We start from the raw sequence: 20,501 nt of genomic DNA, 5'->3' as shown, positions 1-20,501 counted from the left end.
CCAAATTGCCGTAAATGTTGCCCAGTGATGTTGATTTCCACTACAGGTTGCTCGCTTTCCATGGGGCGAGACCTGAACCTCCTCGTTCCTATGGGGTCTTTAGCCTTCATTATTATAAATTTTTATTGATAGATAATTATGTCGATTTATGCTCGGAAAAATGATTACTTCTAAACTGCTTTGGGGTTAAACCAGTGTATTTTTTAAATATTTTTATAAAATAACTTTGGTCGTTGAAATTTAGCGATGTGCCGATGTCTGAAATCGAATAATTTGTTAATTGTAATAGCTTTTTTGATTCGTCAATTCGTTGCCGTTGAATGTATTCACTTATTGGTATACCAACTTCTTTTTTAAAAACTGATGATAAGTAATTCGGGCTTAAACGACTCATTTCTGCAAGGTGATCAAGTGTGATATCGTCATAAAGATGGTCATAAATATAATGCTGACATGCTGTAATTGTTGGAGAATATCTTTCTTCATTTAATTGGTGCACACGTTTGGCAAAATCCATTATCGCCTCTTCCGTTAATTTCAATATTGCATTTAAGCTTTCTAATTCCTCTAGTTGTTGAATATAGAAATCGCTTAAGGTAAAGGCAGTTTCATCATATAAACCACCTTCAATTGCCGCTCTACAAACAAGAGCAATTCCCGTTATCATTAAATTTTTTTCACTTCTTAGGCGATTTCGTTTCGATAATAATCCTAATTCTGCCTCACCGACAATAGAGTAATCGAGGATATCCTTTAATTTATCTATCCTTCCGTTTTTAACATACTCAAGCAAAACCCGTTCATATGAAAGATTGGAATGAAAAATGAAATTACTTCTCCCTTTTGATAGCTCAAGATCCAGATTCTCTAATTCAATCATATCAAGGCTCAATGCTTCATTATTTTGGATAACCGTCGTTTTATCAAGCTTTTTATGGTATATCAAATAATAAACCAATAGACTAATCGTTAGGAATTGTTGACTACCAATAATGGGGATGGAATGGTAGTATTCAATGAGTTTCCTTTTATTAAGGTTTCCATTAAAAGCATCTATGATCTTGCTGATCATTTCAATAGATATTTCTGACTCAAGAGTAGGACCTAAAATAATGGTACCTAAAAATAGATTCGTTTTTTTTAGATTGACAAAGAAAAAGTTCAAATTTGAATTTGAGAAGAATATAGGAAAATCCTTTGGATTATCTTCATAAGTATACACACTTATTTGCTCTTTGAACTGGCTGTAATATGGTTGATCCCCTAAGTCCCTACTTGAAAATTCATATTCAATCTCACCAAATTGATTGACATAATAAACAGGTATTTTATGAGCGTTATAAATAAGCTCACATATATATTTTAAATCTTGTATGGCTACTTCCATCTATTCTATAAACTCCTTTCAAATTTTTATTAATTCGGTTCACTTTTAAAAACTATATTAATAATTACTATTATTCGTAAGATAATACAATAAATTTTTCTAAACAAGCAATAAAATGAATCATGTAAGAAGAATAAGCAGGGAGGAATTAGACATGGAATTATTAAATAAAATTGCTGTCATAACTGGTGCAGGAAGTGGAATCGGAAGAGCAAGCAGTTTGAAACTTGCTAGTAATGGTGCAACAGTTGTATTAGTCGATTTCAATCAGGAAACAGGAGAAGAAACGTTAAAACTTGTGAAAGAACAAGGTGGAGAAGGCATCTTCATCCAGGCCGATGTTTCGAAAACTGAAGATGTACAAAACTATGTAAATAAAGCAGTCGAAACATATGGACGTATTGATATTTTCTTCAACAATGCAGGTGTTATCCAAAAGTTCGCACCTTTCACTTCAGTAGAAGAATCTGAATTTGACCGCATTATGTCGATCAATGTAAAAGGGGTCTTCCTTGGAATGAAATATGTGTTAAAAGTGATGGAGGAGCAAGGAAGTGGCTCTATTATTAATACCGCTTCTACTGCAGGGGTTCGTCCTGAACACAGTGTCGCTGTATATTCTGCAAGCAAGCATGCGGTTGTAGGCTTAACCAAGGGCGCTGCATTAGAATATGCGAAAAAAGGAATTCGCATTAATGCACTTTGTCCAGGAGGTGTGAAAACAGCATTAACAACAAGTGTTGAAGCTCAGTTTGCCACAGGTGGTTACGTTCCAGAAGACCTTCCAAATATGAGAATGGGTCGTTATGCTGATCCGAAAGAACTCGCTGAAATGGTTGTTTTCTTAGCATCAGATAAAGCAAGCTATATGACCGGTTCAACTGTTCTTGTAGATGGCGGGCTAACTTTATAGGATAGTGGAACAAGTGAGGTGAAAATCCTTTCATTTTGTAACTTAGTTGATTTATCATTTCGTAACACGAAGATTTAAAAAATTTTATCCAGAAGCACATATAAAACAACGCCAAATACTGGCTTGTTTTATATGTGCTTATTCATCATTCCTCTTGCATCTTTTGTTGTTATCGGTTGTCTGATAAATTTTTAACAGCGTTTGTAGTTGCGTCAACAGCATTCATTGCAGCATTCTCAGTGGCTTCTAATCCTCTATGTACAGAATGAAATGCAGCTCCTGCGGTATCTTTTATATTTTCTGAAAGACTTTGATTCTTTTCTTCGTTGTTTTTATTTGTTTGATTAGACATCATATTTCACCTCCTAAACGGCTTTATGTTATGTAAAAAACAATAAGTTATTCTGGTGAATTTGTTGTTTGGTTATAAAACTGTCTAAGTTCATACTTTTTTATAACTTTGTCTATATAAATTTGTGTATTTCTAAAAATCTTGCTATAGAGCATAATGAAATGCATGGTTTCTTTTTCGATTGTAAACATAGAGGATAATCAATTTTTGATTATCCTCTATTCCAATCTATATAATCTTTTTCTACAACGAAAGAATGTGGCATCCAACAATCAGATTCTACTGTCCCAATTTCATGCCCATTCTTACATACGATATTAATCCCATCAATTCTATCATAACCACAACAACCATTTAATCTCTCTTTATCATGATGATATTTTGTATTAAAAACATCATTTAAATTTATAAAAATTTGCCCTACGTTTCCTCCTTAGTGTTATGAACTAATCAACAATTTCCCAAAATTGAGATGCTGCTTTGGAAATTCGTTGGCCATTTAATTTAACCATTACAGGTTCTATATGAAAATCAAATTGTTTCAATTCAAATAGCATTGTATGTTCTAAAAATGCTGATGTGTAATCCATTCTCGGAATAACGGATAATCCTAGTCCTCTACTAACAAGATCTACAACCATCCTTAAATCTTTACACTCGATAATGATATTTGGCTTGACTTGATGTTCATCAAATGCTTTAAAGAGATCTTCATTGAAGGTGAGTCCTTCCATTGCTCCTAGCATAATGAATGGGAACTGCGCAATCTGTTCAATCGTCACATGCTGTGATGAAAACGATGTTAACCAACTTGATGGGATAATCACAGCGGTTGGTTGTTTTTTTAATATTTTCATCTCATATTGCTCGCTATTGCCCAATCGTAAAAGTAAGGCAACATCAATTTCTCTTTGTTCTAGTCTTTTTAATAATTCTTCTGAATTTCCTGTAACTATATTCATTTTAACTTTTGGATATTGTGTTCTAAACATACTAATATAGTCAATGAGCATATTCGAGCATGTAGACGATACGCCGATACTTACTGTTCCTCCTGTACCTTGTTCAATTTCTTCAATTTGCTGCTTTACATCTTGAATTTGCATTAGCATTTGATTGGCATATTGGTATAGTATTTCACCTGTTTCTGTAAGCTCCCATTTTTGACGATAACGCTGAATTAAAGTTGTGCCAAGATCATTTTCAAGCTTTTTTAACAACTGACTAAGTGGGGGCTGCGCGATATGTAGCACTTCTGCTGCTTTAGAAATACTTCCTTGTTTCACAATTTCTTTAAAATAATATAATTGACGAAAATCCATTTCATCTCTCCGTTATATGTTTTTTAATATGATTAGTTTACCATATATATATTTTTCATATCTTGAGTTTGATGTTAAATTTAATCTTATAGCTATAGTATTTATATTAATTAGGAAGTGAGAGATATTATGAATCATTGGAGCAGAACCTTGAAGCGTATCATCTTGTATGCGCTCGGGTTATTTATTATGTCTATGGGCATCAGCATGTCGATTCAAGCTGGATTTGGGGTATCGCCAGTTTCATCATTAGCATATGCAAGTACACTAACTACTGGTTTATCGGTAGGTGTGACAATGGCGCTTGCAAATGTTTTATATATTATTATTCAAATAATATTAAGTAAACGAATGGAGTTAAATGAATTTATAGGTCAATTCATTATTTCGTTTTTATTTGGTTTTTTCATGGATGCAACGCTTTTCATTGTACAACTTTTCCCTACACCTGAAACCATCATTGCTCGAATTGTCATTTTAGTTGTTAGTTTATTTGTTATAGCGGTCGGTTTAATGGGCTATACAACAGCGAAACTTCCTTTAATGCCGTACGATGCGTTAACTTATGCAATTAGTGCAAAGTTTAAATTAAAATTCGGTAAAGCAAAAATTTCAAGCGATTTAATAAATATTTGTGTGGCTGGTACAATCTGTGTAATTTTCATTCACTCATTAGGATCAATCGGAATCGGTACACTTATTGCCGCTTATTTTATCGGCAAAATTTTGGGGTGGATGATACCAAATTATCAACCAACTCTTCTACACTGGGTATATAAAACGGAGAAGGCTGCCTAAGGAATCATAATAAATATTTTGGGATTTCTCTTGAGCAACAGGAGCAACGGGCGTAATTGGAGGAACACTGAAATTAGGAGAGATATCCGATAATACTTTAATAAGGGAATTTTATGAAGAACTAGATGTTAAAGTTGATATTAACGCTCCAGTTCACACATTGACGTCTGTTGTCAGTATAGCTGCTATCCTATAGAAGGTGTTTTATAAAATAAAAAAACAAAGCAGTTCTAAATGATCTACGATTTAGACTGCTTTGTTGGGATATGATCGTCTTTATCTTAAATTACTGTGCGGTATAGCCACCATCAACAAGAAGAGTTGTACCATTAACAAAACTAGCATCATCACTTGCTAAAAATAAAACAGCCTTTGCTATTTCTTCTGGTTTTCCTAGTCTGCCTTGCGGATGAAGAGAAACTAAATATTCTTTATTTTTAGGATCAACATTTTTGAGTAATGGAGTATCAATATAACCAGGGCAAATCGCATTAATACGAATACCATTTTTTGCATAAGCAGTACATAGGTTTTGAGTTAATAGTTTAACCCCACCTTTTGAAGAGGAATAGGCTGTAGGACCTGGTAATGCCACAAAACTATGAATTGAACCAGCATTAACAATGACTCCGCCGGTGCCTTGTTTAAGAAACTGCTCAATAGAATATTTATCAGAAAGGAATACTCCTGACAAGTTAATATCAATGGTTCGTTTCCATTTATCAAATGACAATTCATGTGCTGGCGCATCATCAGCAACACCTGCATTTGCATACATAATATCTAACTTACTGTATTTATTCACGGTTTCATTAATCATCTGTTTAATATCTTCTTCATTTGTTACATCAGTTTTAACAAATAACGTATCATATCCATTGGAATTCAATTCTTCTGATATCCCTTTACCTCGTTCAGAAAAATCTGCAATGACCACTTTTGCGCCTTCTTCAACAAAAAGGCGAACAGTCGCTTCACCAATTCCACTAGCTCCACCTGTAACAATTGCTACTTTGTCCTTTAATTTCACATCAATGCCTCCTAGATTTCAGTACCTTTCACCAATTATGATGACTACTTTATCTTCAAGTAAAATTACAAATGCCGACTTTATTATGCCACTATTTTAATATTCTATTCTTTTCTAAAATTTGTCCTATGCACAACCTCAAGTCTTCCCCAATCGAAAAAAACTTACCCTAAACTTTCTGAAGAAGTTGTTAACTTTCCCCCTACTGGTATAACTAAATCAAAACATTCTAGAAATACTTATAGAGCCATTCCTTATTGAACTAACCTGCAATTTATTTCAATTAGAAAATCAACAATCTACTTTAACAGAGCCTACTTTTAAAAAAGATATAAGCGATGACCTAGGCTTTATTGGTATTTTTAAACCCGCTCAAAATATTATATTTCAACACTCAAAAAATCCATCTCTAAATAAAGAGATGGATTTTTTTAGCTTACACAAAATTTCTCGTAGAACTATTACGACTAAACTTATAAATCGCAATTAAGAAAAATGCAATCGCAAATACTAGAAGAATTAAGATGTTTAAATATAAACTTCCTAAGCTACTTCCACTTTGTAGCTTCGTCAATGTCTCTAACGTCCATCTTTGAGGAAGAAAATCTGCAATTCTTTGAACTGATGATGGCATAATTTCGATTGGCCAGAAACAACCAGAAATCATGACGGTTGGTACAACAATTAAATTCTGTAATGCCCCTGATGATTTTGAATTATTTGAGAACGCTACAATCATTAATGATATTCCTACAGCAATCAAAGCAAAAAGCATCATAACAACTGCTGCTTCCCAAAACGGAATATGAATATCGATATGGAACACATTCGTCATAAAGAAGAGCGTAAGGATTACTTGAACAGTCATTATAATCATATTCACTACAATATTTGAGAAAATATACATCCTAGCATTAATAGGAGCTGATAAGAGTCTGTAATAAATACGATTTTCTTTTTCCTTTAAAATAATTTCAGAAAGATTCCCCGCTGACATTAGCATAATCATAATCAAAAATCCTAAGCTATATGTCGTCATATTTTCAGATTGGGATGAATCTGATACTGTTTTTGTTGATACTTTAAAGCTTGCACTTTGATAGTTAGAATACATTTGATCAAATTTAGCCTGATCTGTTTTTGCAACTTTACCTATTGCTGAAATATTGTCGACATAATTATATAAATAAGATTTTACGAAGCTTGTAATTTGAGCACCTTTTATAGAAGTGATTTGAATATGCCCTGGATTACCAGAACGAACACTATTTGTGAAGCCATTATCTAATGAAATGACACAATCAAGTGATCCGGAAGCAATTTTATCGTTAACATCAGATTTCTTTATTTTTTCAATTTTAACATTATCTAGATGATCTAAAAATTTGACCGTATCATTTGCAATATACTGGTGATCATTATTGACAATTCCAACATGAACGACTGTTTTACTTGAACCTCCATAAGCTAGGAAGGAAATAAAAATACCAATTAAAGGAACACCTATATACATAATGATATTTTTCTTGTTTTTGAACGTAGCTCTTAAAGTATTCGAAATTAGCCAAAAAACTGTCTGCATCCTACAGCCCCTCCCTTCTTTGTAGAGAAATAGATGCAACTACTAAAAATAGTAGAGAAAAACCTATATTAAAAATAAGAGCGGGAAATGCAGCTGATAAATCGTTTGTATAAATTATTTTTGTAATTGCTGTATTAACCCATGTTAGTGGCGAAAAATGTGTAATGATTTTTAAGATTCCACTAGTATCACCTAATTTAAAGTAAGCTCCACCAAAGAATGATGATAGTTGCACAACAATCATGATGATCGCTCTTGAAGAAGCATTTGATTTCGTTATATAGCTTACAACCAATCCTAAACTGATTGAAAGAAGCACTTCAGTTAGTAATACAATAAATACTAATAAAAGATGATTACCCCAGTTTGCTTTAAAAAAGAATTTACTGAAATAGACAACTACAATAATACAAAGAAAATTAGCTGCTAAACTTCCAAGTATTTTCCCTATAAAAATCTCAAATTTAGAAATAGGCGATACAATTAATCGATCAGCTGTTTTTCTAACTCTTTCACCAGTAATCAATTTACTTGCAGACATGGCACCATAAAGTGCGATCATAGTCGTCATTGCAATCGCGTAATAATCCATCGAACCTGGCTGTTTATTTGATGCAATAGAAGTATCCTTAATATAATCGTCATGATTTGCTAAAAAGACTTCTTTAACTTGAGTTGGATCAATTTTTGCGACCTCGACTCCAACATTATATTTATCAACAAAAGAAGTTAACATTCCTTGAATAACGCTACCTTCAACACTGTTACCTTCATTTATATAAAGCTTAATTCCATTATCTTGAATAGAAATGTATCCATCATATTGATTTCGCTTTACTTCCTTCTCACCATCTGTATTATTATTTGCCTTTTTAAAATGAATTCCTGAATCCTTCGTTCCTTTCACAAATTCATTAAAATACTTCGAAAATTCACCTGTAGTTGATTGATCTTTGTATAAGACATGCACATCTTTAATTGGGACAGATGTTGTAAAAGCATTTGAAAGTGAAGTACCTAAAACAAGCATTAAAAGTATTGGAAATGCTAACATAAAAAGTAGTGTCCTTACATCTCGAAAGTCACGCTTAATTTCCATGAAAGCAATATTAAAAATATTCAAGCCAATTGCCTCCTTATTAAATGATTTTTCACGAAATTAATCGCGTAAGTTTCGACCTGTTAATGTAAGAAAAACAGTTTCTAAGTTAGGTGCGTTTTCCTGTAATGAGCTGATTTCAATCTCACTATTAATAAAATGCTGAATAATTTTATTTAAATTATTTACACCATTATCTGATGTAATTGTAATCACATTATCCAAAATATGAACATTCTCTACACCATTAATTACTTTAAGTGCTGTCACATCAATTTTTTCATTTGTTTTAACTTCAATTCGAATATCCTTAGTATTCGTAATAATCGATTTAAGCTGTTCTTTCGTTCCTTCAGCGATGATTTTCCCATGATCAATAATTGAGATACGAGAGCAAATTTCTTCCACTTCTTCCATGTAATGGCTCGTATAAATAATTGTACAGCCCATTTCGTTTAGCTTACGTACGCTATTAAGAATGTAATTACGTGAATGCGGGTCAATCCCAACAGTAGGTTCATCCATAATAATAAGCTTTGGTCGGTGTGCAATCGCACAAGCAATATTTAATCTTCTCTTCATCCCACCAGAGAAGTTTTTTGGATACTCCTTAAATTTATCTTCAAGCCCTACAAATTGTAATGCTTCTTCTACTCTTTCATTTAATTCTGAGCCTCTTAATCCGTATAAGCCGGCAAAAAATCTGACATTTTCATATGCCGTTAAATCTTCATAAATAGCTAAATCCTGCGGTACCATTCCAATATTCATTTTCGCAAATTTATTATACTTTTTACTATTTTTACCAAGGATTTCAACAGTACCTTGATTACTTCGAAGTAACCCGGAAATGATATTAATTGTTGTACTTTTCCCTGCGCCGTTTGCCCCAAGAAATCCAAAGATTTCTCCTTCTTCAATTGACAAAGACATATTATCAACGGCTATAAAATCACCAAATTTTTTCGTTAAATTTTTTATCTCTAAAACTTTCATTCTCTCACCTCTCCGTTCGTTATGTTGCTATTATAAGCAAAAAGGTGAACTAATATCAGTGTATTAGTTCACCTTTTCAACATGAGAATATTCATGTTTTTTCATAGGTAATATGATTATGGACTTCATAGAAATGAATAAACCTATATGAAATTATTCGATTGGAAGCAAAGTGGTTACCGAAAAACCATCTTGGCCATCAACAATTATTTTACCGTTTACAGCTGCCGTTCTCTCTTCCATACCAATAATCCCTAAACCTTTTTTAACGATCACTTTCCCTCTACCATTATCTTTCACATTCGTTTTAATCATTTTATTCATTACATAAATTTCAATTGAAACCTCTGTAGCATCAGCATATTTCATCGTATTTGTTAATGCCTCGACTACATTTTCCTGAATTATTTTCCATTGGATTGGCGTAATAAGGTCTAAGTTTCCTTTATAAACAAATAACGTTTTTAAATCATGCTTAGCTGAAAATTCATCTATGAATAATTTCATATGATGAATTCCCATTTGCTCAGTCGGAGGCTTCATATTTTTTAAAGTAAGTCTTATATTTTCAATTCCATCCTTTGAAATATTAATTGCGTTTTGCAGTAATTCTAATGCCTTCTCCTGATTATGACCCATTAAATGCTTAGTTGCTTCCATTTGAAATAATGCACCTGTCATGGAATGCCCAATTTTATCATGTATTTCTTGAGAAATTCGATTCCGCTCTTCTAATTTAAAAGTGTACTCTGACTGTTCCATAAACTCACTATGGTTATTTAATTTTTTTGAAAGCTTTTGAATTGTACTTCGCATCCTGTCAATTTGGTCTTCTTTAAAGCGTAATCGAGTGCTATACAAATCCACAATTGAAAAAACGATAAAACTAACGAACGTAATTAAACCATAAATCGGCTGTAAAGAATGATGAAGGTGAAAAATTGGGAGTAACGAAAGAAACCAACTAATCCATTTTTTCGAAATAAAGAAAGAAACAATCTCAAAAATAGACATAGGCAATAACAAGAAAAATAATGGCTGAATCTTTAAATTGGAATAGACGATTAAACAAATTGATAAAATAAGCAAAAATTTTATCAAGTTTGTATTTTTGATTAAATACAGACTAATGTTTATACAAAAATAAACAAGTAGTGCAAAAAGAACCCAAGAGAAATTAGGAATTTCATTATAAATGCAAATTAAAGCAATATACAAAATAACAGAGAGCTTATTTAAAATAATCCAACGCTCCATATGTAACACCCTTAGAGTCAGTCTACTTTCCCAGTAATATAGAAAATAGCAATTTGTGTTCGATGTTCTAAACCTGTTTTCCCAAGAATTGAAGTAATATAGTTAGCAACAGTACCTTCTGATATATATATTTGCTTAGATATTTCCTTATTCGATAGGCCCTTTGCAATTAAAGACATCACATCTAACTCCCTTTGAGTAAATAAACTTGTGTCAATCTTTGTGTCAGTTATATTTGTATTATTTGATAAATTCGTTCTTATTTTATCCAGTACTAAATCCTGCATGATTGTATTTCCATGATAAACACTTTTGATTGCTTCTCGAATTCGTTCTGGGTCATTATTTTTTAATAAATAGCCCTTTGCTCCATTTTTCACAGCGTCAATAATATACTCATCATCATCAAAAGTCGTTAAAATAAGTGGCTTCGTTTTAGTCTGCTCAGAAATAAGCTTCGTAGCCTCCACACCATTCATATTAGGCATTCGAACATCTAAAAGAGCAACATCTACTTGATGACTTTGACAATATTTAAACGCCTCATTCCCATCATCTACAGTTTCTAACACTTCAAACTCTTCATAAGAACTCAATATTATTTTAAGTCCTTCCCTAATAAATGAATTATCATCTGCAATAATTAGTTTTATTTTCATTTGAATAGAGGGAGAAAATTTCTACCTCGTTTTCACATCCTTTATTCCACGAATTATATTTCCATTATATACCTATTTAAACCAATTACTAATAGTAGAAAAGAGATTTTAATGAACGAAAAATAAAAAAATCCCTAATGTAATAACAAAAGGGATTCTACCTATTACTTATTTTCAATTAATACTTTACCAAATTGCACTTCATTATTTTCGAAGTAATCATGGGCTTGTTTCACTTGATTAAACGTGAATGATTTTGGATTGATGAGTGGCTTTAATTTTCCTTCTTCAACTAAAGAAGAAATTTTATTTAAAATAGCACTATGCTCCATTCGCCCTTCTTTCGTCTTTTGAGTGAGCATAATAAAAATGACGTGCAAAGATAATGATTTATTATGTAAAAGAGTTAAGTCATGTGTCGAACGTGCAGCGATTGCTAATACGGTACCTTTTGGTTTCACTGCAAGAAATGATTTATCTAAGTTTTTTTGACCAACAGTATCAAAAACAATATCAAAGCCTTGTCCATTTGTTAGTCGATTTACATATTCTTCTACAGACTCTTCTTTATAATTGATAACGTGATCTACACCTAGCTTTTTAACTAAATCAGCTTTTTCATTTGATGAAACAGTTGTCGTAACAATTGCTCCAAAAGCTTTCGCCAATTGAATAGCAACGTGACCAACACCACCAGTTCCACCATGAATTAAAATATGATCACCTTGTTTTAAATTACCTCTATCAAAAAGTGCTTCCCACGCAGTTATAGACGTTAATGGTAAACTAGCCGCTTCTTGAATCGGTAAATTCATTGGAGCTTTAGCAATAAACGATTCTTCAATTAAAAAATAATCTGTCAAAGTTCCACTAAAGACATTTAAACCAAATACTAAATCGCCAACTTCAAACTGTGTAACATTCTCACCTACTTCAACAACTTCACCAGAAAAATCACTATGTAAAATCATAGGAAAATTAGGCTGAAACGCATTTGGCACAATGCCTTTTCTTATTTTTGTATCGATCGGATTAATACTAGTTCCAGCAACTTTCACTAATACTTGATTACCAGTTGGCTTTGGCATTGAAATTTCAACGTGTTTAAATTCAGAGCTATCTCCATATTGATGAATTACAATCGCTTTCATATTGACTCCCTCTTTCGAAATGGAAAATATTTTGAAGTCATTGTAGCATAAATCAGCTCTAAAAAAATACAATTTTGCAATTCACTGAATCCTAAAGTTTTGATTATAATGGTTAAAATTTTATAATTATCATTGTTTTTTCGATATGTTTCAGTATAATCAATATTAATCTTTTAATCTTATTGATGGAGGAAATGACTATGGTAAACAAATTAGAGGAATTAAATGAGAGAAATACGTTGAACCATAGAAATATTGTAAAGTATGTTAAACATGTCTTCGATGAGTTAGACACAAAAGTTAAAAGATTTCGTGACGAAACAGCAATTAAGGCAGCACATCATGCAAAACCAGATTTAGAAGAAGAAACTTTATTTTATAGCAATATTCACAATATGAAAAAGCTACTAATTGACGTATTAGAGCGTACTACTGAAGATTTCGAACATCTTGGAGATAAAAACTGGAATAAAAACTTTGATGATGGCGTAAATGTTTAATTTTAAATAAAGACATAAAACTTACTTTTAAATAAAACGTATTTTCTCGATAAAAAGGATAGGAGGGTATTAAACCTTCCTATCCTTTTAATTATGGATACAAATCATTGCTTCAAATTACTTATATAATTTTTTAATACAAAAAGCACACTTTCATCGATTGGAATATTTATACCAAATCCTTCGCTATTTTCAAGTGAGACAAAACCATGGAGTAAGCTCCTTAACCCTCTAACCGCATGTATCTGTTCAATATCGTTTAAATGATATGGTTTCATTATTTCGTAAATTAGGTTTAAAATTTTATTCGCTGTTTGATGATACTCATCTTCTGGTGTCTGAGACGGAGATAAGGTAGCTTTGTATAAACCTGGATGAGTTCGAGCGTAATTAAGATATGCAAAGGTTAAAGCAAAAATTGCTTTCTCGTTCCTTTGATGATGAACAGCCTCTTTAAGTTGTTCATAAAGCTGTGTAATAGCATATAGGGCAACACTATTTTTTAGTTCATCCAAATTCTTAACATGATTATAGATCGATGGTGGTTGAATCGTTAGCTTCTTTGCAAGATAACTGATCGTTAAAGCCTCCCACCCTTCTGTATCGACAATTTTAATTGAAGCCCTCAGTAATTCATTAAAATTCAATCCAATTCTTGGTGACATATCATACCCTCTCCCATTACTGCTTTTTAAGGGCACGGTCAATCGCTGCTTGTGGATGACTTAGCATCGTACCATGACCAACTGCTAATAATGTAGGTTTCAAATCACTAATTTTCTTCGCACTATTTAATGCAGTCTCTTTACTCCACGTTGCAAGAGTTGGAAAAGGAAATAAAATTCTTAATTGACCGGAAATCGCAAATCCTCCTCTTAACGAAAAAGCATCACCAGCAATAATTGCATTTGTGCGTTGATCCAAAAATGCCATCGAGCCTGGCGTATGACCAGGAACTTCAAACGCTATTAAAGAGCCTATCGTATCACCTTCTTGAAGTAAACGATCAGGAATCGTTTTTATATTTTTAGGAACATCGCCTTTTATAGGAATATTGGGTTCACTTGCTTCTAGACTAGTATCCCCTTTTAATAATTTTGCATCTCGTTTTGAAATAGACACGACCGCATCTGGAAGTAATGCTTTTAATTGATCAAGCGAACCGACATGATCACCGTGAGCATGTGTTAAAACGATATTCGTAATTTTTTTGCCTATTTGATTTGCTGTATCCAAAATTTTAGCCGCACTAAAAGATAGCGCTGTGTCAATTAACGTAAGCTCGTTTTCTTCTTCAACTAAAAAACAATTTACAGGAAAGAAATTGGGTAAAAAGCTCAACTCATAAAGATGATTATTTTTCGTAATCTTCATATTATACCCTCCTAATAATAAAAACTAATACCTTTAGTTTTATAATACTAATGGTATTAGTTTTTGTGAACAAAAATTCCAAATTTTCCATAAAAATCGTTAAAATGACTAAATATACTTACATTTTTTGTAAGATGAAAACTATTGGATCTAGTTGTTGTTTGGTAATGGCGAACACTTTGTGTACTTTATTGATAAAGCTGTGAACTTTGTTGATAAAGCATTTGTTTTTGTTGATATAGTACTGATTTTTGTTGATATATCGGATTTTTTGTTGATATGATGGTTGGCGGACTCTGCAATCCGTGGGTTTATGCATAAATCAATGAATTTCGTGCGTATTTGGAAAGATTTCGTGCATAAAATAACTAGCTTTCGAGTAAATCAATTGATTTACTCGATAATGCCAATGGTTTCTGTGTTAATTGGTTGATTCTCCCACAATGTCACAGCTTTGTGCGTATATCAATAACCCCATATAAAAACTGGGCAAAAAATAGACTGGTCCTTTTTTGCTTAGAGTACAGCCAAAAAAATACCACAGTTTTTAGAACCGTGGTACACCTCAAAATTTATACTTACTTATCTTACTAAAAAACCCTTCCATCATAGATGAAAGGGTTAGAACACATAGTAATTTATTTTCTACTTAAATCCATTTCTTCATAAGGTACAACTTTTGTTTTATGTTTAGTTTTATAACCTAACCAAACAATTAAAAATACAGGAATTCCAATGTATGAAACAAGAACACCTTGCCAGTTAATTGCATGACCAGTAAATGCTTGATAGTTTTGAGCTAAAACAATAAATAAACAAGCTAAGAATGCTAAGATTGGACCTAGAGGGAACCATTTTGCACGGTAAGGAAGTTCTTTCAAATCTTTCCCTTGAGCAACATACCCTTTACGGAATCGGTAATGAGAAATCGCAATACCTAACCAAGCTATAAAACCTGATAAACCAGATAAATTTAATAACCAATTGTAAACTTGACCTTCACCGAAAAATGAAGATAAAAGAGCTAAAGAACCAACTGCAAGTGTTACGTATAAAGCATTTGTAGGAACACCATTTTTATTTACTTTTGTTAAGAATTTAGGTGCTTTTCCTTCTACTGCTAAAGTATATAACATACGTGTTGACGCATATGTTCCGCTATTACCTGCAGATAAAACTGATGTTAAAATAACTGTATTCATAACAGACGCTGCAAATGCAACACCTAATTTTTCAAATACTAAAGTAAATGGACTAACAGCAACACTGCCTCGCACTAAGTCAGGATCTGTATAAGGAATTAATAAGCCAATTACTACAATCGCTAACACGTAAAATAAAAGGATACGCCAGAAAATTTGACGAATAGCTTTTGGAACATTTTTTTCTGGATTTTCTGTCTCACCTGCTGCAACACCAATTAATTCAGTTCCTTGGAATGAAAATCCCGCAACGATAAAGATTGATAATACACCTAAAAATCCATTATGGAATGGAGCATCACCAACAGTAAAGTTTTTAAAACCTGCATCATGCCCTTTTAAAATACCAAAAATCATTGCAATACCAACTATTAAAAAGACAATTACAGTAACTACTTTAATTAATGAAAACCAAAATTCTGATTCACCATAGCCTTTAACTGAAAGTAAATTTAAACCTAAAATAATAACTAAAAAGATTCCGCTCCATAATACTGCTGGAGTATGTGGGAACCAATATTTCATAAGCATTGCTGAAGCTAATAATTCAAAAGCTAATGTAATCGCCCAGTTATACCAATAATTCCAACCCATTGCAAAACCAAATGCTGGGTCTACATAGCGAGATCCGTAAGTACTAAATGAACCAGAAACTGGTAAATAAGTCGCCATCTCACCTAAACTAGTCATTAAGAAATAAACCATTATACCAATCAATCCGTAAGCTAAAATAGCACCACCAGGACCCGCTTCACTTATTGAAGATCCACTAGCTAAAAATAAACCTGTCCCAATTGATCCACCAATTGAAATCATAGTTAAATGTCTTGCTTTTAGACCTCTTTTTAAAGAAGTTTGGTTAGTATTCGTTTCTGTACGATCATTTTTCGGGTTTGTTAGTCCCATCTTGTTGCCTCCTCTTGATTCTTGCAATCTTATCTTTACGCGAGAATATGGGACGGTATAAAGTGTTGTATGATGTGTATTTTACTCATGATTTTCAACAATATGTAAAGATTGGAAAATCCAGTAAAAAACAAAAAAACACGTGAATCAATGTTCACGTGTTCTAGACTCAAATATATGTGTCAAACAACATCAACATCTCTTCAATAGCCCTCCACAAGAAATCTTGTGACAGTCCTACGCTTATTTAGCAATAGGCCCAATAATAAATTTAAATGGTAAATTTATTATTTCGGCAGTTTCGCCTTTTATTACTTATCATAGGTCCCATAAACCTCAAAGTAATGACTAATCAAAACCGCGCCTCTATCCATACGAGATAAAGATCATATTTAATTTTATAAGTTCAATATACAATCTACTAATCTAGTTTGTCAATAGATTTTTCGACAAATTTTGAGGGTAACATGAAGAGAATCGTGGTTCTAAAGGCCATAAAAGATTAGTAAAAATCTCAATTTTATTGTAAGACTTCAATTTTTTTACTAATATTGTCTAGCGACTAATGCTCTTACCTTGTACCATTCTACTTCCTTTATGTATAATATTTCTATGTACTTCAAAGGAGGAATTTTTCACATGACAATTTATAAAGCACTTACACTTGCGGGATCAGATAGTAGTGGTGGAGCAGGGTTACAAGCTGATATTAAAACATTTCAGGAACGTAATGTTTATGGAATGAGTGCAATTACAACTTTAGTAGCGATGGATCCTCATAATCATTGGCATCATCAAGTATTCCCAATTGATATAGATACAATTGCAGCACAATTAGAAACAATCGTAGTTGGTGTTGGAATTCAAGCGATGAAAACAGGAATGCTAGGATCAGTTGAGATCATTGAGTTAGCTGCAAAAACGATTAAAAAACATAATATTGATCGCGTAGTTGTAGACCCAGTTATGATTTGTAAAGGAAATGACGAAGCTCTTCATCCAGAAACAAATGATGCATTAAGAGAAATTTTAGTTCCCCTTTCAACAGTTGTAACGCCAAACTTATTCGAGGCAGCACAATTAGCTAAAATGGCACCAATTTGTACAGTTGAACAAATGGAGGAAGCAGCACGCAAAATCCATGAGTTAGGTGCAAAATATGTTTTAGTAAAAGGCGGAAGCAAAATTCAACATGAAAATGCAATCGACGTATTATTTGATGGTGAAAAAATCGAACATTTAGAATCTGACAGAATTGAAACTACATACACACATGGAGCAGGTTGTACATACTCTGCAGCAATTTGTGCAGAGCTTGCTAAAGGTGCAGAACCAAGAGAAGCAATTAACACTGCTAAAAAATTCATTACTGAAGCAATTCGTCACTCATTCCCAATTAATCAATACGTAGGCCCAACAAATCATATGGCTTATCGTTTACATGGTGAAGCTTAAATAAATCAAGATAAGATAAGATAAAAACCACAAGGAATTAAATCCTTGTGGTTTTTACATTTTTTTAAAAGTTCACTTGATCACGTTTTTAATTAGTTTAAATAAATCTCTTGCTTTGAAAAAAACGAATCTTTCCCATCTAGCTAATAAACCATTTCCATTTTCTCCATTTGCAATCTGAATAGCGTGTTGCTTATGAAACTCAGCTACTCTTTGATTATGGTTACGATGCATATTGTGAAGATGAATTGCATGTTTATTTTGCCCCATACGATTCCCTCCTTCTTTTTATATTACTAGTGTTAATCACTCTTTATTTAGCATGTATATATTTTTTTTATTAATTTTATACTAATCATTTAAACCTTTTCCGTCAAGAATATGATCAATATACTTTTCTACACGTGACGCTCTAGTTTTCGATTGTTTTGGTTGAGAAAAATAATAAATATATGCTCTTTGACGCCCTGGAGTCAATGCTTCAAAAGCAGTTTTAAAGGCAGGGCTTTCATCTAATTTAAGTTGAAGTTCTTCAGGAACTTCATAATCTGCAGTCTTTTTTAATTCAACCTGCAAACCTGCTTTTTCCACTTCAATTGCTTCTTTAATATAATCGATTAAGACGCTTTCCATTTCAATTATTTCTTGAATATTCGTAAACCGAATCTGACGTGCTGATTGTACATTTTCCGTCTGTTGAATTAGAATACCTTTTGGATCTTGTAACAACGCACCTTTGTGAAACAAAAGTGCACAATATTCTTTAAACCCATGTATTAAAACTACATTTTTATTATCAAGCGTGTAACAAGGATGCATCCATTTAAAATCTTCGGTCAATTCACACTCAAGCACGATTTCTCTCAATTTATAAAATTCTTCTTGCCACTTTTTGGCTCTAATTAAAAATGCTTCAACTTTAGGATGCATATTACCATTCAAATCACTAACACCTCACAAAATTACTTAAATAGATAATAACCGATCTTAAGGATTTAATATGTTCGTTTTATAGTAGTATAGCCATTATGTACCGAAACAAAATTCCCAATAGATTCACAAACTTCTTCGATTAAATTTTACAATACATATTCTTATAATACTAGTAGTTCCGTGAGAGGGGATGATGAGTTAAAGGGACAAAATTTAGAAATAACAATAAAAAAGAACAGGTCCTAGGTTCTCCCTATTCCCTGTCCTTCATTTAACCCTGATTTCTTAATATTTATCCCAAGTAACAACTTCATCTAAAGTTAGACGAACTTTTTCGAAGCCTGCTTTAATTCCTTTACCTACTGAAATTAGCATTACTGGTTTGAAGTTTGCTGGTACATTGAAAGCTTCGATAAACTTCGCTTGGTCATATCCACCCATTGGTACTGTGTCTAAGCCTTTTGCTTTTGCAGCAAGCATAAATTGCATTGATACTAATCCACCGTCAATCATAGCAACTTTTGTAGCCACTTCCTCTGGTAAGCTTCCGTAGTTTTTCACAATTGAGCCTACATAGAAGTCTTTAACTTCTTGAGTCATCATTTCTTTTGCGACTAATTCATCATAAATGCGGTCAGCATTTTTGAATGCCTCAATATCACCTAATACAGCGATTACTGCAGATGCATCAACAACTTGTTGTTGGTTATTTGCGATTGGTAATAATTTTTGTTTTGTTTCTTGATCTTTAATGACAAGAAATCTCCATGGTTGTAAGTTTGATGATGATGGAGCTTGGATTGCAATTTCAAGTAATTCTTTAATTTCATCATCAGACAGTTGAAAACTTGGGTCATAATGACGAACTGATCTTCTTTCATTTGCTACAGTAAAGAAATCTGTGCTTTCAATTTCTTTAGGTGCATCAGTTCCAAAATCAATTTCGTTTACTTTATTTAAATATTCTTCTCTTTCTGTTTTCGTACTAGACATATTGATCTCTCCTTGATTAACTGTATTATTTACAAATACAGTATATGACTTTAACTGTATAAAAGTCAACTACAGTTTCCAAAAAAAAATAAAATCGAAACTATATTGTTTCGATTTTATTTTACCCATTCTCTTTTTCATTAGGTAATAAGTCAGAAATTGTTTTCTTCGCAAGGCCTTCAACTAGCCAGCTCTCCATCTCGTCTTTTAACTCGTATAAAGCCGATTTTGTAGAAGGAGCAAAACATTCCTTACTATTAACATCCAAGAAACCTTTGGAATATGGGTCAGATCTCATCGCATCATAAACATCTTTTAAAGTAATTTCATTAACATCTTTCGCTAAGTAATATCCACCATCTCGACCTTCTTTAGCTGAAACGATCCCCGCTTTAACTAAATTGGCAAGAATTTTTCGTAAGAAGGTAGACTGAGCTTCAAGTTTCTGAGCTAATACTGCACTTGGGCATATTCCATCTTGCTCTGCTAAAATGAGTAGAGATTGCAGTGCTAGTCCAAACCATTTCGTACTAGAAACCTTATCTTTCAAGAGCTTTCACCTCAATTAATAGTCTAAACTATTTTACGAAAA

21 protein-coding genes and 1 riboswitch are annotated in these 20,501 nt (G+C 32.7%); of the genes, 4 read left to right on the top strand and 17 right to left on the bottom strand.

Annotation, left to right across the window (positions count from 1 at the left end; all coding sequences use genetic code 11):
- Window positions 1-136: 136 nt before the first annotated feature.
- A complete protein-coding gene (locus tag CN692_RS20200) occupies window positions 137-1,387 on the bottom strand; it encodes a helix-turn-helix domain-containing protein (protein WP_098120917.1) in 1,251 nt (416 codons plus the stop codon).
- 154 nt (window positions 1,388-1,541) lie between these two features.
- Between CN692_RS20200 and CN692_RS20195 the strand changes: the two genes are divergently transcribed.
- Window positions 1,542-2,300, top strand: coding sequence for an SDR family NAD(P)-dependent oxidoreductase (locus CN692_RS20195; protein WP_098120916.1), 759 nt, complete (start codon window positions 1,542-1,544; stop codon window positions 2,298-2,300).
- A 169-nt stretch (window positions 2,301-2,469) separates the two neighbouring features.
- On the opposite strand, the gene CN692_RS20190 is transcribed toward CN692_RS20195, so the two are convergent.
- A complete protein-coding gene (locus CN692_RS20190) occupies window positions 2,470-2,652 on the bottom strand; it encodes a hypothetical protein (RefSeq protein ID WP_098121113.1) in 183 nt (60 codons plus the stop codon).
- 446 nt (window positions 2,653-3,098) lie between these two features.
- Window positions 3,099-3,974, bottom strand: coding sequence for a LysR family transcriptional regulator (locus CN692_RS20185; RefSeq protein ID WP_098120915.1), 876 nt, complete (start codon window positions 3,972-3,974; stop codon window positions 3,099-3,101).
- A 129-nt stretch (window positions 3,975-4,103) separates the two neighbouring features.
- Between CN692_RS20185 and CN692_RS20180 the strand changes: the two genes are divergently transcribed.
- On the top strand, window positions 4,104-4,772 hold the full coding sequence (locus tag CN692_RS20180; protein WP_098120914.1) for a YczE/YyaS/YitT family protein: 669 nt from the start codon (window positions 4,104-4,106) through the stop codon (window positions 4,770-4,772).
- A gap of 286 nt (window positions 4,773-5,058) precedes the next feature.
- Here the strand turns inward: CN692_RS20180 and CN692_RS20175 are convergent, their stop codons facing one another.
- From CN692_RS20175 to CN692_RS20145, 7 genes are all read right to left on the bottom strand, one after another.
- Window positions 5,059-5,802: an SDR family NAD(P)-dependent oxidoreductase gene (locus tag CN692_RS20175; RefSeq protein ID WP_098120913.1), complete on the bottom strand. Its 744-nt coding sequence runs from the start codon at window positions 5,800-5,802 to the stop codon at window positions 5,059-5,061.
- A gap of 436 nt (window positions 5,803-6,238) precedes the next feature.
- A complete protein-coding gene (locus tag CN692_RS20170) occupies window positions 6,239-7,384 on the bottom strand; it encodes an ABC transporter permease (RefSeq protein WP_098120912.1) in 1,146 nt (381 codons plus the stop codon).
- A gap of 1 nt (window position 7,385) precedes the next feature.
- Window positions 7,386-8,507 (bottom strand): ABC transporter permease, encoded by a 1,122-nt coding sequence (locus CN692_RS20165; RefSeq protein WP_098120911.1) that lies wholly within the window; start codon window positions 8,505-8,507, stop codon window positions 7,386-7,388.
- Between the two features lie 36 nt (window positions 8,508-8,543).
- A complete protein-coding gene (locus CN692_RS20160; RefSeq protein ID WP_098120910.1) occupies window positions 8,544-9,479 on the bottom strand; it encodes an ABC transporter ATP-binding protein in 936 nt (311 codons plus the stop codon).
- Between the two features lie 153 nt (window positions 9,480-9,632).
- The gene (locus CN692_RS20155; RefSeq protein ID WP_098120909.1) at window positions 9,633-10,736 is read right to left on the bottom strand and encodes a sensor histidine kinase; all 1,104 of its coding nucleotides are present in this window, start codon (window positions 10,734-10,736) and stop codon (window positions 9,633-9,635) included.
- A 17-nt stretch (window positions 10,737-10,753) separates the two neighbouring features.
- Window positions 10,754-11,395, bottom strand: coding sequence for a response regulator transcription factor (locus CN692_RS20150; RefSeq protein WP_098120908.1), 642 nt, complete (start codon window positions 11,393-11,395; stop codon window positions 10,754-10,756).
- Window positions 11,396-11,559: 164 nt separating this feature from the next.
- Window positions 11,560-12,546: a zinc-dependent alcohol dehydrogenase family protein gene (locus CN692_RS20145; protein ID WP_098120907.1), complete on the bottom strand. Its 987-nt coding sequence runs from the start codon at window positions 12,544-12,546 to the stop codon at window positions 11,560-11,562.
- Between the two features lie 200 nt (window positions 12,547-12,746).
- On the opposite strand from CN692_RS20145, the gene CN692_RS20140 reads away from it, so the two are divergent.
- Window positions 12,747-13,046, top strand: coding sequence for a hypothetical protein (locus CN692_RS20140; protein WP_098120906.1), 300 nt, complete (start codon window positions 12,747-12,749; stop codon window positions 13,044-13,046).
- A 104-nt stretch (window positions 13,047-13,150) separates the two neighbouring features.
- On the opposite strand, the gene CN692_RS20135 is transcribed toward CN692_RS20140, so the two are convergent.
- The 3 genes from CN692_RS20135 to CN692_RS20125 all read right to left on the bottom strand — a co-directional run bounded on the left by CN692_RS20135 (window position 13,151) and on the right by CN692_RS20125 (window position 16,528).
- Window positions 13,151-13,711, bottom strand: a complete 561-nt coding sequence (locus CN692_RS20135; protein WP_098120905.1) for a TetR/AcrR family transcriptional regulator — start codon at window positions 13,709-13,711, stop codon at window positions 13,151-13,153.
- 16 nt (window positions 13,712-13,727) lie between these two features.
- Window positions 13,728-14,420, bottom strand: coding sequence for an MBL fold metallo-hydrolase (locus CN692_RS20130; RefSeq protein WP_098120904.1), 693 nt, complete (start codon window positions 14,418-14,420; stop codon window positions 13,728-13,730).
- Between the two features lie 638 nt (window positions 14,421-15,058).
- A complete protein-coding gene (locus CN692_RS20125) occupies window positions 15,059-16,528 on the bottom strand; it encodes an amino acid permease (RefSeq protein WP_098120903.1) in 1,470 nt (489 codons plus the stop codon).
- 199 nt (window positions 16,529-16,727) lie between these two features.
- Window positions 16,728-16,905: riboswitch (Lysine riboswitch) on the bottom strand.
- Between the two features lie 262 nt (window positions 16,906-17,167).
- Between CN692_RS20125 and pdxK the strand changes: the two genes are divergently transcribed.
- Entirely contained in the window at window positions 17,168-17,983 is an 816-nt protein-coding gene (gene pdxK / locus CN692_RS20120) for a pyridoxine/pyridoxal/pyridoxamine kinase (RefSeq protein ID WP_098120902.1), read from the top strand.
- 72 nt (window positions 17,984-18,055) lie between these two features.
- Here pdxK and CN692_RS20115 read toward each other — a convergent pair whose 3' ends face one another.
- The 4 genes from CN692_RS20115 to CN692_RS20100 form a co-directional block, all read right to left on the bottom strand.
- Window positions 18,056-18,253, bottom strand: coding sequence for a hypothetical protein (locus CN692_RS20115; RefSeq protein ID WP_098120901.1), 198 nt, complete (start codon window positions 18,251-18,253; stop codon window positions 18,056-18,058).
- An 81-nt stretch (window positions 18,254-18,334) separates the two neighbouring features.
- On the bottom strand, window positions 18,335-18,913 hold the full coding sequence (locus tag CN692_RS20110) for a YdeI/OmpD-associated family protein (protein ID WP_098121112.1): 579 nt from the start codon (window positions 18,911-18,913) through the stop codon (window positions 18,335-18,337).
- 288 nt (window positions 18,914-19,201) lie between these two features.
- A complete protein-coding gene (locus tag CN692_RS20105; protein ID WP_098120900.1) occupies window positions 19,202-19,909 on the bottom strand; it encodes a nitroreductase family protein in 708 nt (235 codons plus the stop codon).
- A 121-nt stretch (window positions 19,910-20,030) separates the two neighbouring features.
- Entirely contained in the window at window positions 20,031-20,459 is a 429-nt protein-coding gene (locus CN692_RS20100) for an RrF2 family transcriptional regulator (RefSeq protein ID WP_098120899.1), read from the bottom strand.
- Between the last annotated feature and the right edge of the window lie 42 nt (window positions 20,460-20,501).

This window comes from Bacillus sp. AFS002410, from assembly GCF_002556365.1.
GTDB lineage: Bacteria > Bacillota > Bacilli > Bacillales > Bacillaceae_G > Gottfriedia.
Note: the sequence above shows the minus strand (reverse complement) of the source record. Positions and strands in the feature narration are given on the sequence as shown.

What these genes read in the sequence shown, in the direction of transcription:
- CN692_RS20105 (WP_098120900.1), bottom strand. Translation starts at nt 19,909, where the DNA reads ATGTCTAGTACGAAAACAGAAAGAGAAGAATATTTAAATAAAGTAAAC.
- CN692_RS20155 (WP_098120909.1), bottom strand. Translation starts at nt 10,736, where the DNA reads ATGGAGCGTTGGATTATTTTAAATAAGCTCTCTGTTATTTTGTATATT.
- CN692_RS20125 (WP_098120903.1), bottom strand. Translation starts at nt 16,528, where the DNA reads ATGGGACTAACAAACCCGAAAAATGATCGTACAGAAACGAATACTAAC.
- CN692_RS20170 (WP_098120912.1), bottom strand. Translation starts at nt 7,384, where the DNA reads ATGCAGACAGTTTTTTGGCTAATTTCGAATACTTTAAGAGCTACGTTC.
- CN692_RS20145 (WP_098120907.1), bottom strand. Translation starts at nt 12,546, where the DNA reads ATGAAAGCGATTGTAATTCATCAATATGGAGATAGCTCTGAATTTAAA.
- CN692_RS20200 (WP_098120917.1), bottom strand. Translation starts at nt 1,387, where the DNA reads ATGGAAGTAGCCATACAAGATTTAAAATATATATGTGAGCTTATTTAT.
- CN692_RS20160 (WP_098120910.1), bottom strand. Translation starts at nt 9,479, where the DNA reads ATGAAAGTTTTAGAGATAAAAAATTTAACGAAAAAATTTGGTGATTTT.
- CN692_RS20135 (WP_098120905.1), bottom strand. Translation starts at nt 13,711, where the DNA reads ATGTCACCAAGAATTGGATTGAATTTTAATGAATTACTGAGGGCTTCA.
- CN692_RS20185 (WP_098120915.1), bottom strand. Translation starts at nt 3,974, where the DNA reads ATGGATTTTCGTCAATTATATTATTTTAAAGAAATTGTGAAACAAGGA.
- CN692_RS20190 (WP_098121113.1), bottom strand. Translation starts at nt 2,652, where the DNA reads ATGTCTAATCAAACAAATAAAAACAACGAAGAAAAGAATCAAAGTCTT.
- CN692_RS20180 (WP_098120914.1), top strand. Translation starts at nt 4,104, where the DNA reads ATGAATCATTGGAGCAGAACCTTGAAGCGTATCATCTTGTATGCGCTC.
- CN692_RS20130 (WP_098120904.1), bottom strand. Translation starts at nt 14,420, where the DNA reads ATGAAGATTACGAAAAATAATCATCTTTATGAGTTGAGCTTTTTACCC.
- CN692_RS20140 (WP_098120906.1), top strand. Translation starts at nt 12,747, where the DNA reads ATGGTAAACAAATTAGAGGAATTAAATGAGAGAAATACGTTGAACCAT.
- CN692_RS20150 (WP_098120908.1), bottom strand. Translation starts at nt 11,395, where the DNA reads ATGAAAATAAAACTAATTATTGCAGATGATAATTCATTTATTAGGGAA.
- CN692_RS20110 (WP_098121112.1), bottom strand. Translation starts at nt 18,913, where the DNA reads ATGCATCCTAAAGTTGAAGCATTTTTAATTAGAGCCAAAAAGTGGCAA.
- pdxK (WP_098120902.1), top strand. Translation starts at nt 17,168, where the DNA reads ATGACAATTTATAAAGCACTTACACTTGCGGGATCAGATAGTAGTGGT.
- CN692_RS20195 (WP_098120916.1), top strand. Translation starts at nt 1,542, where the DNA reads ATGGAATTATTAAATAAAATTGCTGTCATAACTGGTGCAGGAAGTGGA.
- CN692_RS20115 (WP_098120901.1), bottom strand. Translation starts at nt 18,253, where the DNA reads ATGGGGCAAAATAAACATGCAATTCATCTTCACAATATGCATCGTAAC.